Annotated in this window: 14 protein-coding genes; 6 read left to right on the top strand and 8 right to left on the bottom strand. The window is 68.0% G+C overall.

Annotated elements, in window-relative coordinates; genetic code table 11:
• Positions 1 to 33: 33 nt before the first annotated feature.
• Positions 34 to 399 (top strand): hypothetical protein, encoded by a 366-nt coding sequence (locus tag HWX76_RS36790; protein ID WP_244138011.1) that lies wholly within the window; start codon positions 34 to 36, stop codon positions 397 to 399.
• A gap of 154 nt (positions 400 to 553) precedes the next feature.
• Here the strand turns inward: HWX76_RS36790 and vgrG are convergent, their stop codons facing one another.
• The 3 genes from vgrG to HWX76_RS24285 form a co-directional block, all read right to left on the bottom strand.
• On the bottom strand, positions 554 to 3,367 hold the full coding sequence (vgrG, locus tag HWX76_RS24295) for a type VI secretion system Vgr family protein (RefSeq protein WP_176016464.1): 2,814 nt from the start codon (positions 3,365 to 3,367) through the stop codon (positions 554 to 556).
• 135 nt (positions 3,368 to 3,502) lie between these two features.
• Positions 3,503 to 4,120 carry a glutathione S-transferase family protein gene (locus tag HWX76_RS24290; protein ID WP_050014353.1) on the bottom strand — a complete coding sequence of 206 codons (618 nt, stop codon included), beginning with the start codon at positions 4,118 to 4,120 and terminating at the stop codon, positions 3,503 to 3,505.
• Positions 4,121 to 4,215: 95 nt separating this feature from the next.
• Entirely contained in the window at positions 4,216 to 4,584 is a 369-nt protein-coding gene (locus HWX76_RS24285) for a hypothetical protein (RefSeq protein WP_050014352.1), read from the bottom strand.
• A gap of 81 nt (positions 4,585 to 4,665) precedes the next feature.
• On the opposite strand from HWX76_RS24285, the gene HWX76_RS24280 reads away from it, so the two are divergent.
• Positions 4,666 to 5,133 (top strand): MarR family transcriptional regulator, encoded by a 468-nt coding sequence (locus HWX76_RS24280; RefSeq protein ID WP_050014351.1) that lies wholly within the window; start codon positions 4,666 to 4,668, stop codon positions 5,131 to 5,133.
• 149 nt (positions 5,134 to 5,282) lie between these two features.
• Positions 5,283 to 6,044 (top strand): isocitrate lyase/phosphoenolpyruvate mutase family protein, encoded by a 762-nt coding sequence (locus HWX76_RS24275; RefSeq protein WP_050014349.1) that lies wholly within the window; start codon positions 5,283 to 5,285, stop codon positions 6,042 to 6,044.
• 177 nt (positions 6,045 to 6,221) lie between these two features.
• On the opposite strand, the gene HWX76_RS24270 is transcribed toward HWX76_RS24275, so the two are convergent.
• The gene (locus HWX76_RS24270) at positions 6,222 to 7,121 is read right to left on the bottom strand and encodes a LysR family transcriptional regulator (RefSeq protein WP_050014347.1); all 900 of its coding nucleotides are present in this window, start codon (positions 7,119 to 7,121) and stop codon (positions 6,222 to 6,224) included.
• Positions 7,122 to 7,222: 101 nt separating this feature from the next.
• Between HWX76_RS24270 and HWX76_RS24265 the strand changes: the two genes are divergently transcribed.
• On the top strand, positions 7,223 to 8,101 hold the full coding sequence (locus HWX76_RS24265) for an aldo/keto reductase family oxidoreductase (RefSeq protein ID WP_176016463.1): 879 nt from the start codon (positions 7,223 to 7,225) through the stop codon (positions 8,099 to 8,101).
• Positions 8,102 to 8,173: 72 nt separating this feature from the next.
• Here HWX76_RS24265 and HWX76_RS24260 read toward each other — a convergent pair whose 3' ends face one another.
• Positions 8,174 to 9,376, bottom strand: coding sequence for an MFS transporter (locus HWX76_RS24260; protein WP_089489022.1), 1,203 nt, complete (start codon positions 9,374 to 9,376; stop codon positions 8,174 to 8,176).
• A 70-nt stretch (positions 9,377 to 9,446) separates the two neighbouring features.
• Here HWX76_RS24260 and HWX76_RS24255 point away from each other — a divergent pair, with 70 nt between their 5' ends.
• Complete coding sequence (locus HWX76_RS24255) at positions 9,447 to 10,496, top strand: AraC family transcriptional regulator (protein WP_089489021.1); 1,050 nt, start codon at positions 9,447 to 9,449, stop codon at positions 10,494 to 10,496.
• 37 nt (positions 10,497 to 10,533) lie between these two features.
• On the opposite strand, the gene HWX76_RS24250 is transcribed toward HWX76_RS24255, so the two are convergent.
• A complete protein-coding gene (locus HWX76_RS24250; RefSeq protein ID WP_176016462.1) occupies positions 10,534 to 10,698 on the bottom strand; it encodes a hypothetical protein in 165 nt (54 codons plus the stop codon).
• Positions 10,699 to 10,766: 68 nt separating this feature from the next.
• Positions 10,767 to 12,692: a DUF3857 and transglutaminase domain-containing protein gene (locus HWX76_RS24245; protein WP_176016502.1), complete on the bottom strand. Its 1,926-nt coding sequence runs from the start codon at positions 12,690 to 12,692 to the stop codon at positions 10,767 to 10,769.
• A 708-nt stretch (positions 12,693 to 13,400) separates the two neighbouring features.
• On the opposite strand from HWX76_RS24245, the gene HWX76_RS24240 reads away from it, so the two are divergent.
• Positions 13,401 to 14,264, top strand: a complete 864-nt coding sequence (locus HWX76_RS24240; protein WP_050017230.1) for a crotonase/enoyl-CoA hydratase family protein — start codon at positions 13,401 to 13,403, stop codon at positions 14,262 to 14,264.
• Between the two features lie 49 nt (positions 14,265 to 14,313).
• On the opposite strand, the gene pdeR is transcribed toward HWX76_RS24240, so the two are convergent.
• Complete coding sequence (gene pdeR / locus HWX76_RS24235; RefSeq protein WP_176016461.1) at positions 14,314 to 16,317, bottom strand: cyclic di-GMP phosphodiesterase; 2,004 nt, start codon at positions 16,315 to 16,317, stop codon at positions 14,314 to 14,316.
• Positions 16,318 to 16,323 lie beyond the last annotated feature (6 nt).

The following is a 16,323-nucleotide window of genomic DNA, read 5'->3' as shown; positions in this document are numbered from 1 at the left end:
GCCCGCGACGATGTCTTTCTTCCACGCGCCGAGGTGCGTATCGAGCTCGGCCATGAATGCGAGCACGTCGCCGCCGGCCGTCGCCCAGAACAGGTCGACGAGCATCGCCGCGCCCGCGCCCTTTGCAAATGCGAGCAACACTTCCTTGACGATCGCGCGCGCTGGCCGCGTCGCATTGCCAGCGGCCGGCACCACGCCGATCGCATCGATCGCGAGAATGCCCCAGTTGAGTACCTTCTTCGTGCCGTCCGGCTCGCTGCAGATCCGATAGATGTCGACACCGACGTCGTACAGCGACATCGCATTGCCGACGAACGGCACCATGTACAGGCACTGCACGAAGATCTCGAGGCCGGGGTTACCGACCGATTCGACGTCGGTCGCGATCAGCTTCGGTGAGGTGTCCGGTGCGGGCACCGGACTGACGATCACGCGCCGTGCTTCGGCATTCTGAAGAATCGCGTTGGGTATCGGGCGCTGCGGGGTCGAGGGTGCGGTGGTTCCGGCCATAAGTTGTTATCTGTTTCGAATAGGAAGCGAACACCGCGCGCGATCAGCGCGACACGGTGGTTTTGACGAGACCGGGGGCGGCGCCGGGCATCGAAGCCGCCGCGTGATTGCTTGTGGAATTCGCGACTGGCTTGCCGACAGCGTCGAGCGAGGCCCGGGCAAGCGCAGCGGCATCGCCGTTCGCGACGTTCGCCGCCCCGCCCGATGCAGCTTCCCTGACGAGCGCGGCCGCCCCGAGCGCTTGCCCGGCCGACTCCGCTATGGGAATCGCGGCCGTCATCGACGCCCCGACGAGACTCGGCACCGTGTGGCCGGCATCCCCGCTCGCCGGCGAAAATGGTGGCGTCCCTTGCGGATCGCCCCACTTGTGCGTGGTGTCCTGAAGATCGTGGTCTTCCTCGAAATACTGGACCGAGCCACCGCCGCGCGGCATATCGGCCACCGTGCCCCGGCCGTCGGCATCGAGCCTGCCCTCGCGCCACGAACCGTCCGGGAACGTCACGCGATACTTTGCGTTCCTGACCGGCTCGCCATTCGGATACGCATGCCAGAGTTGCATGCCGGTTTGTTCCTGTGCCGGCATCAGCGGCAACGCCTGCCGACGGGTCGCGGACGGCCCGGCACTCACCGGCCCACGCAACCGGATCTCGCCCGCACTGCCGATCTCCACTGTCCCGCCTTCGAGCTTGATATAGGCGCCGCCGCACATCAGCACCAGCGCCTTCTGCGCATTCAGCGTCACCGCATCCGACGTGCTCGCGATCGTCACGCCCTTCAGCGCCGTCAGTTCGAGCGCATCCGCCTGCGCCTGAACGTCGACCTTGCCCGCGCCCGCGTACAGCTTCATTCCGTGCGCATTCGCATACAGCGACACCGCATTGCCCGCTGCAACCGTATAGTTGCCGCCGATCGCCGCATCGGCGTTGCCGCCCGTCGTCGTGAAAAGATGGCCGTCAGCCGCCAATTGCATGTGTTCGCCGCTGGTCACGGCAACCCCGTGCGGTGCGGATGCGAGCAGCACGGCAGCTTCGAGATCATGAACCTGCGCTTCGAGCAACGCTTGCTGCGCTTCGCAGGCCGCCATCGTCGCTCGCGCCTTCTCGACCGCGTCGCTCAGACTGCGCATGCGGGATCGCGCCGCGTCGAGTTGCCGCCGCGCGACCGTCATGTCGAAAGCGTGCCCGCCCGCACTCGACTGCGCATCGGCCGACAGGAACAGGCCCTTGCCGGCGCGCAGCACGCCGCGCTCGTCGGTCCTGACCTCGAACCCTTCACCGCGCGTCTGCTGTCGGCTGTCGACGAAATGCCCGAGGTTGACCTGCGTCTTTCCACCGTAATCCGTCGACAGCTTGATGCTTTCGCGCCCCTTCCGATCCTCGAAGCGAAGCTTGTTGTTCGCTCGCGTGCGAATCACGTTGCGCGTGTTGAAGCCATCCCGGCTCGTGACCAGATCGACGGCCTGACTGTGATGGTGCGCATGCGCGATATACGGCCGGTTCGGGTTGCCGCCGGCAAATGCGACCGCGACTTCGGTATCGGCCAGCAGCGGAAAGTGAAATCCCGTCTGATGGCTGCCTGCGAAGGGCTTGGCGAGGCGCAGCGGCACGCACTCACCGCCGGCCGGCCATGTGTCGAAGTCGAAATCGAAGCGCACGGTGTAATAGCCGTCGCTCGTCAGGTGCGCATACGGCGAAGCGCCCGGTGTCGTGACCCGTGCCGACAACGTACCCGCAATCGCAGGCCAGCGGCGCTCGTCGAGTTTCAGCCGAAATGGCCGGCCGCACGGAATCGCATCGAACGTATTGATATACGACGCATCCCGGCCGCCCGCATGGCGCACCGACACGATGACGATCCCGTGCGGCGCGTCGGCCGGTTGCTCGTCGAGCTTCGCGACAAGCCCCGGCGCGAAGTCGACGACCGAACTCTTGCCCGAATACGTGACCTGCCATGCAAGCGCCGCCTCGCGGCGCAATTGCGCTTCACGCCGCGCTTCGTCGCCGTCGGCATGGTGAGTGCCATAGACGTAGCTCGCCCCCCAAGTCGTCGGATCTTCGCGCGCGATGGTCGCCTCGGCGTTGAATCGGTCGTCAGCCTTCTCGGGGTTGTAATCGGCGACCTTGATCGAACGAGGAATCGTTTCGCTTAACGATTCGAGCGAAAGCACGGCCTCGTGACCACTTTCCAGGCCGCTTGCTTCGCGGTACGGAATGACGACTTGCGGACGATATGAATAGGCATCGACATCATCGCCGAAATGCAGTTCGTCGCCATGCTGTCCCGCGCGGAAAAAACAGAATAATCCGGTTTGTTCCATCAGCAGGCGAATGTAATCCCAGTCGGACATCCGGTACTGCATGCGAAACGCAAGACGCGGATACGCGCGCCGCAGCTTGAACGAAAACTGGTGCGCGCGGAATTCGTGCCGCCTGAGGATCGATTCGACGATTTCGGGCACGGACTGTTGCTGATAAATGCGGGTCGCCTCCACGAGGCGCAAACGGGCGACGAACGGCTCGACGACGATCCGGTACGACACGAAATCGCGCGTCTTGCGGATCTGACCGAACGCGGTGATGCAGCCGGCGAATCGACGTATCGCGTCCGTCGCGACGTTCGTGCCGGGCGGCTCGATCGTAAAGATCGCGGGGCGATTGAGGTAATCGGCGCGTGCGAGCGAAACCGGGCTGGTCAGCGTCACCTCGATCCGATAGGGCTCGCCGAGTCGCTCGTCGAGCACGAACGACATGATCGACAGATCCGGCGCCACGGGTGCGCTGGGCACCTCGAGGAAATACGACTGACGACCGGTTATCCACTGCGCGACTGAGCGTTGCGTATCTCGTTCTCGGGCCATGCTTGCCTCTCAGCAACCGCGTTTTTCTCGGAAGCAGAAGGGATAAAGGATGGCCGGGTTCTCGTCCAGCGAATTGCAACGGTCTGCAACAATGTTCGTGGCCGATCACGCCAATCGACATGACCGACCACCATTTCACGCCGCCTTCCTCGCCTCCGCGATCCGCTGCGGCGCCTTCGGCCGCGCATACAGCCGTTCCAGATACGCGCGCAGTTGCGGGAACGGTTCGATCAAATGGCATTCGCTTGCCCAGTCGATCAGGTACGCCGTCACGCAATCGGCCACCGTCAGCGTATCGCCGACGATGAACTCGCGCCCCTCGAGATGCGTGTCGAGAATCGCGGCCATCGTCGCGAAATCCTCGCGCGCCAGTTCGATATCGGCCGGCGAGCGCTTCTCCGGCGGATAGAGGAACGTGTGCCGCGTGATCCGCCACAGCGGCTGCTCGAGCTCCGTCACCGCGAACATGACCCACCGATAGGCCTGCGCCCGCAGCGCCGGATCGACGGGCAGCAGCGCCTTCTCCGGGTACTTGTCCGCGAGATACAGTACGATCGCGGCCGATTCGGGAATCACGAGGTCGCCGTCCACCAGCACGGGCACCTTGCCGGCCGGATTGAGGCGCAGGAATTCGGGCCGCTTGTGCTCGCCCTCGAGCAGGTTGACCGACACGAATTCGAAATCCGCATCCAGTTCCTTCAGCCCCCACAGCGCGCGCTGCGAGCGCGTGCCGGCAAATCCGTAAAGCTTCATCGCCAGTCTCCATCCATGAATGTCGGGAAAATGTCTGCATGCCGGGCACGACGGATCGAACGAAGCGACGCGCGTCGCGCGGCATCACGCGTCGCTCACGCGCCGGGAATCGCCAGTACCGGCATCACGTCGACCGACACGCCCGGGAACAGCGTGAAATGCGGATGACCTTCGAACAGCGCGGCGGCCGCGTCGTGCGACGCCGCCCGCACGACGGTGAAGCCGGTCAACGCATTGGTCGTGTCGCGGATGCCGGCCGCGTCGATGTTCTTGGTCTTGCCGAGCGGCCCGCCCAGCTCGACGATCGCGTCGCGATGCCGGTCGACCCACGCATGCCATGCGGCGATGCCGTCGCGCTCGCGCGTACGCCGCTCGTCCTCCGGCAGCGCGAGCCATGCCTTCATCGCCGGGCTATCCTGGCTCCCGAGAAATACGGCGAGATACAACTGTGGTTGCGCACTCATGCCTGCTCCTCCGATGACGGACGCGGCGGGTTGCCGCGCCTCGACCTTGACAAGATAGGTTGATATCAACACAATTGCAACATGGCACGAAAAGAAAAGCTTCCCTTCGAAACGACGCTGATGGTGCGCGATTGCTGCCTGTGTTTGCACATGCAGCGCGCGGCGCGCAATCTCGCGCGTATCTTCGACGACGTGCTGCGCCCGCTCGACCTCACCAACGGCCAGTTTTCGCTGCTGATGTCGTTGAACCGGCCGCAACCGGCGCCGATGAAATCGGTCGCGTCGCTGCTCGCGATGGACCGCACCACGCTCACCGCCGCGCTCAAGCCGCTCGAGCGGCGCGGCCTCGTCACGATCGTCCAGGATCCCGACGATGGACGCAGCCGCCTGCTCTCGCTGACGCCGGCCGGGCACGACCTGCTGGCCGAAGCGTTCCCGCTGTGGCAACAGGCGCACGCCGAGATCGAGCGGCCGTTCGCGCCGGGCGAAGTCGACCAGTTGCGCGGCCAGCTGCGCGCGCTATCGGTCGATCCGGGCTCGCGCGACTGAACGGCGCTCGGATCGCGCCGCGGCGGTCGCGCGCACTTCCTGTCACGCGCTGTCAGCAGACATTGCGCACGCCGGTCGCACCGCCCGATTCGGTGGCAATATCGCTCGGCACGACAATCAGTCCGGTATCCATCCATCAGGAGACGAGTATGGGCAACAACGAGAAAGGCGCGATTTTCCGGTCGCTTCACCGCGCGGGCCAGCCGCTCGCGCTGTTCAACGTGTGGGATGCCGGCAGTGCGCGCACGGCGGCCGACGCGGGCGCCGTCGCATTGGCCACCGGCAGTTGGTCGGTCGCGGCGGCCAACGGTTTCGCCGATGGCGAGCAGATGCCGCGCGCACTGATGATGGACGTGCTGGAGCGGATCGTGCGCGCGACGGACCTGCCCGTCACCGTCGATCTCGAAAGCGGGTACGGCGAACGGCCGGAGGATGTCGGCGACACGATCATGCTGAGCATCCAGGCCGGCGCGATCGGCTGCAACCTCGAAGACAGTTTTCCGGCCACGGGCGAACTGCGCGACGTCGACGAAGCGGCGGCCCGCGTCGCGGCAGCCCGGCAGGCGGCCGATCGCGCGGGCGCCGACTACTTCATCAACGCGCGCACCGACGTGTTCTTCACGGCGGCGGCCGATACGCACGACGAACGCTTGCTCGACGCGACGCTGGCGCGCGCCCGCGCGTATGCGGCCGCCGGCGCCGACGGCCTGTTCGTGCCGGGCCTGCGCTCGCCGGCGCTGATTCGCGCACTGACGGCCGCGTCGCCGCTGCCGGTGAACGTGATGCGCGTGTCGGAAACGCCGACGATCGCGGAACTCGCCGAGTACGGCGTGGCGCGCATCAGCCACGGGCCGTATCCGTATCTGCAGGCGATGAAAGCGCTGGCGGCGCTGGTCAAGCAAGGCGGGTAACGGCTTCACGGGGCGGCGGGTGCCTGCTGCCCATCAAACGACGACCTTCCGTGTCATCGGCGCCCGCTTCCGCGCTTCGGTTGTCGCGCGTTTGCCGCAGCGCGTGGGTCGGCCGCATGAGCGACGACGACGCGCGGCGCCTGCTCGACGCACACGCCCCGGCGCGCTGATCGGCGCTCAGGATGCCTTGATGAAATCGATGAACGCGCGTAGCGCCGGCGGCACGAGCCGCCGCCCCGGGTAATACAGAAAAGGCCCCGAGAACGGCCGCCACCACGGTTCGAGCACAGGTTCGAGCGCGCCGCTGTCGACATGCGGGCGCAGCCAGTCTTCGAACAGATGCACGATGCCGGTACCGGCGATCGCCGCATCGACCATCAACTCCGTCGCCCCGCCGATCTGGACCAGCAACGGCCCCGCGGCCGGCTCGACCCGCACGACCTCGCCGTCGCGCTCGAACTCCCACGGCGGCATCGCGCCGCTGGCGAAACGCCCGCGCAGGCACCGATGGTCGAGCAGGTCGCGCGGATGTTGCGGCCGGCCGTGCCGGTCGAGATAGCCGGGCGCCGCCGCGGTCGCGAACCGCTGGATGCGCGGGCCGATCGGCACCGCGATCATGTCCTGTTCGAGCCGTTCGTCGTAGCGGATGCCCGCGTCGCATCCGGCCGCCAGCACGTCGACGAAACTTTCGTCGGCCGTCACTTCCAGCCGGATGTCCGGATACGCATCGAGAAAGCGCGGCACGATCGCCGGCAACACGAGCCGCGATGCGCTGACCGGCACGTTGAGCTTCAGCGTGCCGGCTGGTCGGCCGCGGAACTCGTCGATACCGTCGAGCGCCGCCGCCACTTCGGTCAGCGCCGGCCCGAGGCGCGCGAGCAGGCGCTCGCCGGCTTCGGTGGGCACGACGCTGCGCGTCGTGCGATGCAGCAGCCGCACGCCGAGCCGCGCTTCCAGCCGGCGCACGGCCTCGCTCAGCCCCGACGCGCTGAGGCCCGTCACGCGTGCGGCGTCGCGGAAGCCGCTCGCGCGTGCGACGGCCATGAATGCGTTCAGATCGCCGAGATCGGTTTGCATTGTTCGCCTTTTCGTACAACCCGTGCGAATTATGCCCGCTTATCGCGCAGCCGACTCGTCCTTATGCTGAACGCATTCATCTCTTCGACAGGAGCAAGGTCATGCCCGATATTCGCCACACCGCCACCTTCAGGCTCGGCGATCGCCACGTCAAACGGATCGGCTACGGCGCGATGCAGCTGGCGGGCCCCGGTGTATTCGGCCCGCCGAAAGATCGCGAGGCCGCATTGAACGTGTTGCGCGAAGCCGTGGAATCCGGCGTCGACCATCTCGACACCAGCGACTTCTACGGCCCGCATGTCACGAACCAGTTGATTCGCGACGCATTGCATCCGTACCGCGACGATCTCGTGATCGTCACCAAGATCGGTGCGCGGCGCGGCGACGACGCATCGTGGCTGCCCGCCTTCGCGCCCGACGAACTCGAACGGGCCGTGCACGACAACCTGCGCAACCTGGGGCTCGACGTGCTCGACATCGTCAACCTGCGCATCATGTTCGACACGCACGGGCCGGCCGAAGGATCGATCGAAGCGCCGCTGACCACGCTCGCCGAGCTGCAGCGGCGCGGGCTCGTCCGGCACATCGGCCTGAGCAACGTCACGCCCGCACAGGTCGCGCAAGGCCGGCGGATCTGCGACATCGTCTGCGTGCAGAACCACTACAACATCGCGCATCGCGGCGACGATGCGCTGATCGACGCGCTGGCCCGTGACGGCATCGCGTACGTGCCGTACTTTCCGCTCGGCGGCTTCTCGCCGCTGCAGTCGTCGACGCTGTCCGGCGTCGCGGCCCGGATCGGCGCGACGCCGATGCAGGTCGCGCTCGCGTGGCTGCTGCGCCGCGCGCCGAATCTTCTGCTGATTCCCGGCACGTCGTCGGTCGCGCATCTGCGCGAGAATCTCGCGGCGGCCGATCTCGATCTGCCGGCCGACGCGCTCGCGGCACTCGACCGCATCGCGGACGCCGGCGCGGCCTGACGTGCGGCCGATCGCCCGGTAGCCCGTGCGACACGAGCCGCCGGGCCGCTAGGCCGCTAGGCCGCCAGCCGGTCAGGACGCGACCACGCCGACCCGCTTCGGCACGCCGGTCACGATCGTCGCGACCGCCACCGCGAGCACGATCGCCGCGCCGACGAACACGCCTGCCGCGCCGTTCGCGTCGAACACGACGCCGCCGACGGCCGCGCCCGTCGCGATCGCAAGCTGGATCGCCGCGACGATCAACCCGCCCGCGCTCTCGGCTTCGTCGGGCACGGTGCGCGTCACCCACGTCGACCATGCGACCGGCACGCCGCCGAACGCCATCCCCCACAACGCGACCAATACCGCGTCGATCATCGGCGCGCGGCCGAGCACGACGAGCGCGATGCCGAGCACGACCATCAACGCGGGCATGCCGATCAGCATCGGCCGCAGCCGGTGTTCGAGCACGCGGCCCGCGAGCGACGTGCCGACGAAGTTCGCGATGCCGTAGCCGAGCAGGATCGCCGACAGTCCGTTCACGCCGACGCCCGCCACCTGTTCGAGGAACGGCCGCAGATACGTGAAGAACGCGAAATGCCCGGTGAACACGAGGATCGTCGCGAACATCCCGAGGCCGACGGTCGGCCGGCGCAGCACGTCGATCAGCGTGCGCAGTCGCGTCGTGCCGCTCGGCGGCATCGACGGCAGCGTGAGGATCTGCGACACGAACGCGATGCCGCCGATCACGGCCGCGATCAGGAACACGTTGCGCCAGCCGATCAGGTGGCCGAAGTAGCTGCCCATCGGCGCGGACGCGATCGTCGCGACCGCCACGCCGCTGAAGATGATCGACAGCGCGCGCGGCACCATCGCCGTCGGCACGAGCCGCATCGCGGTGGCGGTCGCCATCGTCCAGAAGCCGCCGAGCGCGATGCCGAGCACGACGCGGCCGAACAGCAGCACGCCCAGGTTCGGCGCGAACGCGACGGCGAGGTTCGATGCGACGAGCAGCACCGAGAACACGAGCAGCACGCGCCGCCGGTCGATCGTGCGCGTGAGCGCCGAGATCAGCAGGCTCGTGACGAGCGCGACCGTGGCCGTGGCCGTGACGGCTTGCCCGGCCACGCCTTCGGTCACGCCGAGGCTGTCGGCCATCGGCGTCAGCAGGCTCGCCGGCAGGAATTCGGCCGTGACGAGCCCGAACACGCCGAGCGCCATCGCGAATACCGCGCCCCAGGCCGGTTCGCGGGGGGCCGCCGTCGAGGCGGCCGAGGAGATTCCGGGATTCATGCGGGATTCCGTGTCGGTTAGGGAAAATACTGATGAGGGCGTATCGTAAGGAACAGCGGCAGGACGGTCTATGACATACAATCCGTTGTTATTGATCGTTCGTCCGAATCTCGCCATGTCCGAGCCCCTGCTTCCCCCGATCCCCGACGCGCACGACCTCGTCAGCGAGTTGCTGCTGGGGATGCGCCTGAGCGGCGTCCAGTACCGCCGCATCCAGGTCGCGCGGCCGTTCGGGCTGAATTTCGGCCATGCGCCGGGCCGCGCGCAGTTTCATTTCGTGGTGCGCGGGCCGGTGCTGCTGCGCGACGCGTCGGGTGAGACGATGCGGCTCGAGGCCGGCGACGCGATCCTGTTGCCGCACGGCGGCATGCACGCGCTGGTATCCGATCCGGATGTGCCATGCCGCGAGATCAACGGCTTCGAGATCGCGAAGATCTGCGATACGGTCGCGTCGGTGGCGTCGGCCGGCGTGTCGCCCGCGACCTGCGCGACGACGGAGCCCGGCGCCGGCGATGCGCTGATCTTCAGCGCGTGCATGGAGCTCGACCTCGGCGGCATGCAGCCGCTGGTCGGCACGATGCCCGCGTTCATGCACGTGGGCACGCTGCTCGCGCGCTACCCGGAGATCCGTCCGATGCTCGACGCGATGGAGCGCGAAGCGTGCACGGCGCGCGCGGGCTTCGCGGGCATCCTCGCGCGGCTCGCGGACGTGGTCGCCGCGTTCATCGTGCGCGGCTGGGTCGAGTGCGGATGCGGCGACGCGACCGGCTGGGTGCAGGCGCTGCGCGAGCCGAAGCTCGGCCGCGCGATCGTCGCGCTGCATCGCGACCCGGGCCGCAACTGGAGCGTCGCGGAGCTCGCGACCGAAGCGGGCGTGTCGCGCTCGGTGTTCGCCGAGCGCTTCCTCGCGGCGACCGGGATGACGCCCGTGCGCTACCTGACCGAACTGCGGATGCGGCTCGCCGCGCAGTGGATCGCACGCGACCGCGAGACGATCGAAGCGGTCGCGTACCGGCTCGGCTACGGTTCGCTCGCCGCGTTCAGCCGCGCGTTCAAGCGCGTGGTCGGCAAGCCGCCGGGCGCCGTGCGCGCGGACGGCGACGTGCGCGCCGAAGCGTAACGCCCGGCGCGCGGCGTCGGCGCCGGGCCGCCCTGCATCACTTCAACGCGTCGAGCCGGTCGACCAGCGCCGTCGCGCACTGCACGGCGAGCGCCGTGCACTGCTCCACATCGACTGCCGCGCCGGTCGCGACCGTGCCCTGCACGATCCTGCCCAGCAATTCCTTCGAGAGTTCGGCGATCTCGTGATCCCGTTCCGTCATGATGTCCTCCTGCGCGTCGGCGATTCCGGTGATTCGCCCGTTCGGAGCGAATGCCGTGCCCGCGCCGTTCAACGCTGCTTCGCCCGCACGACGATCTGCGCCTGCGTGTCGCGCTCGATGCGCTCGAGCGACGCGTGCAGCGCCGCGAACTCGTCCGGCGTGCATACCTGACGGCCGAAATCCGCGCTCATCCGCCGCGTGACCTGCACGACGCGCGCGGCCGCATCGAACACGTAATGCGACGTGAAATCGACGAAGCGGTCGTGCACGGCCGCATCGGCCGGCAGGTCGGTCACGACCACGCCCGCCGGCAGCACGATCTGGCCAGTCTCGTCGAACGTGCCGCCGACGCAGCCCCACGGCTGCGTGCGCACGGGCTCGGCCAGCCAGGTTTCGACCTGCGTCGCGATACCGCCCGTCAGGCTCGACAGCGCGGGCAACGCGGTCGTGCCGTCCGGCCACACGAAATGATCGAGCGTGCCGGCGATCGTCACATCGAACGGCCCGTCGGTCGCGCGCCGGTCGCTGGTCGACAGTTGCGCGCGGCCGCGCAGGCTGCTTTGCCGCAAGCGCTCGTTCGCCAGTTGCGCGAGGCGGTCGCGCGACGCGCGGCGAAACAGGTTGCGTTCGAGTTCGGCGGTCCAGCCGTCGTCGCGGACATAAGCCTGAACACGCGCGGCGCCCGGCTGCGCGGCATCGATCGCGATTCGCGCGGTGCGGCCGCGCGGCTGCGTGGCCGGCGTGCGCGACAGCACGCCGGTATCGACGAGCAGCGCCGGGCGGTCCATCACGATCGGCGGCAGGTAGCCGAACGCGATGCCAGCCGTCGTCGTATCCGCGTAGAGCGCGAGATCGGGCAGCCACGTGATCGCATGATTGATCGCGCCGCCGCCGTAGCCGGGCACCGACGGCAGCGTGTACACGGCGCCGAGATTGATCAGCACCGGTTCGCTGCGAATGCCGACCGCCGCGAGCAACGCGCCGAACAGCGCGACGTGATCCTTGCAGTCGCCGTAGCGGTTGCGCAGGATGTCGGTCACGCGATGCGGCGCGGCGGCCGTTTCGCCGAGAAACAGCCCGACGTAGCGCACGTTCGCCTGCACCCAGTCGTACAGGATGCGCGCCCTGTCGCGCGGATCGACGGCATTCGCGGTGAGCGCGCGCGCCAGTTGCACGACGGCCGGATCGTTCGCGCGCGGGTCGACGGCCGCGTTGCGGTAGCGTGCGGCGAACGCCGCGTAGTCGGGCAGCGTCGACACGACGAGCCGGTCGCCGTAGGTCGGATAGCCGACCGCGCCGCTCTCGATGCGGTCGTACGCGCCGTGCCGGTAGTCGAATTCGTAGCGCGTGCGGCCGTTCGCCGTGACGGGCGGCAGCGCGACGTAGCCCCGCGCATCCGCATACAGCGGCATGTCGGCCGGCAGGTCGAAGATCAGCCGCTGGCTGTCGACCGGCTCGCGCGACGGCTCGACGGTGTAGCCGAAATAGCCGCGATTGACCGGCTTCGTGCGGGTCTTGCGGAACGCGACGCGCGTGCTCGACCCGGCCTCGACGCCGGGAAACACGACGGTGCGCAGCAGCCCGTCCTGGAACGTCGGCGCGCCGGCCGAGCGCGGCTCCTGCACGTCGCGGATGCCGTCCGCACCGACCGGATGCGCGACGCCGTCGCGGTCGATCGTCTCGGCCGCGACCAGCTCGACCTTCTCGAGATTCCTGTCGAACCACACGTAGCGCTGCGCGACCGCGTCGATGCCGTTCGCGTCGTTCGCGCGCAGCGTCGAATCGTCGTGCTCGTCGAGCGAACCGTCGTGCTGGATCACGAACTCGTGGACGTCGCTGACGAGCGTGACGGGCGCCGCATCGGCTGCCGCGCGCGAGTCGCTCATGTCGCCCATGCCGCCCGTGTCGCGCATATCGGCCACGGCCGTACCCGCGCCGAGCGCCACGGCGCACGCGAACAGGCAGCCGGTCCATCGGGAAGGAAAACGCACCACGTCGAAGTTCTCCGCGCGTTCGTTGCCGGACGCCAGCGCCGCGCGCCGGTGCGGCAGCCGTGCCTGCATGACGCGCACATGACGGCCGCCCGCGCCACCCGCGCGCGTGGCCGTCGTGCGGCCCAGTGTGGGCGCCGTGCCGGCGAGCGTCAAGCCGCGCCGTCGGGAAGGAAACGTGATGCCGAGCGACGGCGCTTTCGAGATCCGTTGACCGCGTGATTGCGTTCGCGTCGCGGGCGGCGTGATCGGCTTCGGCATCTTGCCGACGGCGCGGCATCTCGAGCGGCGGCGTCCGAAACCGATCGACACCGCGCGGCCATGTGCGCCGCGCGATCTCTCACGCTCGCGGCGAGACGAGCCGCCCCGACGCCGGTCGCCCGACCCGCCACGGCCGATCGGCGTCCCGACGCGCTTTCCGGCGCGTAAGCGACCGGCGACGCCGGCCGCGTCATCGCCGCCGCGCCCGCTCCGCGCCAGCCCCCTCCGCCCCGCCGACGTCGGCCCCTCGTTCCGCCGTCCGTCGTCCCCGCCGCTTCGCCCGAACGCGATCCGCACCGGCGTCCCGGTCGTGCGTTTTTCCCCGCAATTCGACATTTGTGCGCGCGCAACAATGGCGATGCCTCGCGCCGGGCGCCATGCAGGCGACCCGATTCCCGCATGGCGCCTGGCGCGGCGCGCTTTAAAAACCACATCTCACGAGGACATACCATGCAACTCCAATCTCATCCGGCATGCCGCCCGTTTTACGAAGCCGGCGAACTCTCGCAACTGACCGCCTTCTACGAAGAAGGCCGCAATGTCATGTGGATGATGCTGCGATCGGAGCCGCGGCCGTGTTTCAACCAGCAACTCGTCACCGACATCATCCATCTCGCGCGCGTCGCACGCGACTCGGGCCTCACGTTCGACTTCTGGGTGACGGGCTCGCTCGTCCCCGAGCTGTTCAACGTCGGCGGCGACCTGAGCTTCTTCGTCGACGCGATCCGCAGCGGCCGGCGCGATCAACTGATGGCCTACGCGCGCTCGTGCATCGACGGCGTGTACGAGATCTACACCGGCTTCGGCACCGGCGCGATCTCGATCGCGATGGTCGAGGGCAGCGCGCTCGGCGGCGGCTTCGAGGCCGCGCTCGCGCATCACTACGTGCTCGCGCAGAAGGGCGTGAAACTCGGGTTCCCCGAGATCGCGTTCAACCTGTTCCCGGGCATGGGCGGCTATTCGCTGGTCGCGCGCAAGGCGAACCGCGGCCTCGCGGAATCGCTGATCGCGACCGGCGAAGCGCATGCGGCCGAGTGGTACGAAGATCAGGGGCTGATCGACGAGACGTTCGAAGCAGGTGATGCGTATCTGGCGACGCGCACCTTCATCGACGTGGCGAAGCCGAAGCTGAACGGCATCCGCGCGATGCTGCGCGCCCGCGATCGCGTGTTCCAGCTGTCGCGCTCGGAGCTGATGGACATCACGGAAGCGTGGGTGCATGCGGCGTTCACGATCGAGCCGAAGGACCTCGCGTACATGGAACGCCTGGTGATGCTGCAGAACCGGCGCGTGTCGAAGTTGCGCACGGTGTAATGCGACGGGCGCCGCCGACGGCCGGCGGCGCCTTTTTCCGGAACGACGCTCAAGCGATCAGCCTGAGCTTTCTCGTCTCCGCGAGCCACGCCTCGAACGCCTGCGCCGGCATCGGCCGCGCGTAGTAGTAGCCCTGCGCGTGATCGACGTCGAGCTGCTTGAGGAATTCGGCTTCCGCATGCGTTTCGACGCCTTCGGCGACCACCGCGAAATTCAGCGCCTTCGCGAGCGACACGACCGAGTGCACCAGCGCCTGCGAGCGCGGGTTGCGGTCGATGGCCGTGATGAAGGTGCGATCGAGCTTGATCGCGTCGAGCGGCAGACGCGACAACTGCGACAGCGACGAATAGCCGGTGCCGAAATCGTCGAGATGGATCTCCGCGCCGAGCTGGCGGAACTGCCGCATCAGCCCGATGGCCGCCTCCTCGTCCTCGATGAAGCAGCTCTCGGTCAGCTCGATGTCGAGCAGGCCGGGCTTCAGCCCCGCGCCATCGAGAATCGACGCGAACTGATGGACGATGTTCATGTCCTGCAACTGCCGAGCGGACACGTTCACCGCGATCCGGATGCCGAGCCCCTTCGCTTTCCACGCGGCGGCCTGCGCGGCCGCGGTGCGCATCACCCAGCGCCCGAGCGGCGCGATCAGCCCCGACTCTTCCGCGAAACGGATGAACTCGATCGGCGCGACGAGCCCGCGATCGGGCGACTGCCAGCGGATCAGCGCCTCGACGCCGTGCACGTCGCCCGTCGCGATGTCGACGACCGGCTGGTAGTACAGCACGAACTGCTCTTCCTCGAGCGCCTTGCGCAGGTTCGTGTCGAGCCACATGTACTTCGCGACCTTCTGGTTCATCTCGAGCGAGAACACGCGATACGTATGCTTGCCTTCCTCCTTCGCGACGTACATCGCGGTGTCGGCGCAGCGGATCAGCGTCTCGAGCGAATCGCCGTGCTGCGGGTACATCGCGATGCCGATCGAGCAGCTCGTGTAGACCTCCATCAGCCCGAGATGGATCGGCGTGCGCAGCCGTTCGAGGATGATCTGCGCGGTCGCTTCGAGCAGCGGGCGCGTGCCGTGTTCGAACAGCACGAGGAATTCGTCGCCGCCGAGCCGCGCGAGCGTCGCGCCCGACGGCAGGCAGCCGTTGATGATCGCCGACACGTCCTGCAGCAGGCGGTCGCCGGTGATGTGCCCGTAGTGATCGTTGACGCGCTTGAAGTTGTCGAGATCGAGGAACAGGATGCCGACCTGGCCGCGCGTATTGGCGTCCTCCTGCGCGATCGCCGCGTGGATGCGCTCGCTGATCGCATGGCGGTTCGGCAACCCGGTGAGCACGTCGGTGTTCGCGAGTTCGGTGAGCCGCTGCTGCGCGTTGCGCTCCTCGGTGATGTCGATGCCCGAGCAGATCAGGAACTGCTCTTCGACGCCGCTGCCGCTCTGCACGAACTTGTTGCGGAACTGGAACAGGCGCGGCCCGTTGACCGTATTGATGTAGCGCTCGACCGCGAACGACTGGTTGCTCGCGAAGAAGCCCGTGATGTTGGTGCGCGACTGCGCGCCCTGCTCCGGGCTCATGAACAGCTCGAACGCGCTGCGGCCGATCACGTCGACCTCGCGCTTGCCGGTCACTTCCTCGCACAGGCGGTTGAAGCGCTGCACCATCCCGTTGCGATCGAGGATCACGACGAGCGAATTCACTTCCGACACGACCTGCTCGGCGAACGCGAGCCCGTGCGACAGGTCGCCGGCGACGGACTCGGTATCGGAATAGGCGGACGCCGTGCCGGCCCAGTCGACCGTATTGACCATCCTGCCGACGAGGTGGAGGCTGACCGTGCTGCCGAACAGCACGATGTCGAGCACGAGGTGCGACGTGACGCCGGTCAGCGCACGGATGCGCCCGGCCTGTTCGACCGTCAGCGCGACCGCGACGTTGGTCAGCCCGCGGACCGCGGCCAGTTCGAGTGCATTGCTGTCGCTGCCGAGACGCCAGCAGGGGCTGCGCGTACCGACGTGCGCCTCGAGCACCGCGCTATCGTTTTCGTCATCCATGGACAC

It is taken from the genome of Burkholderia sp. BCC0398, from assembly GCF_902833245.1.
Taxonomy (GTDB): domain Bacteria; phylum Pseudomonadota; class Gammaproteobacteria; order Burkholderiales; family Burkholderiaceae; genus Burkholderia; species Burkholderia sola.
This window is presented reverse-complemented; position numbering and strand designations above follow the sequence as displayed.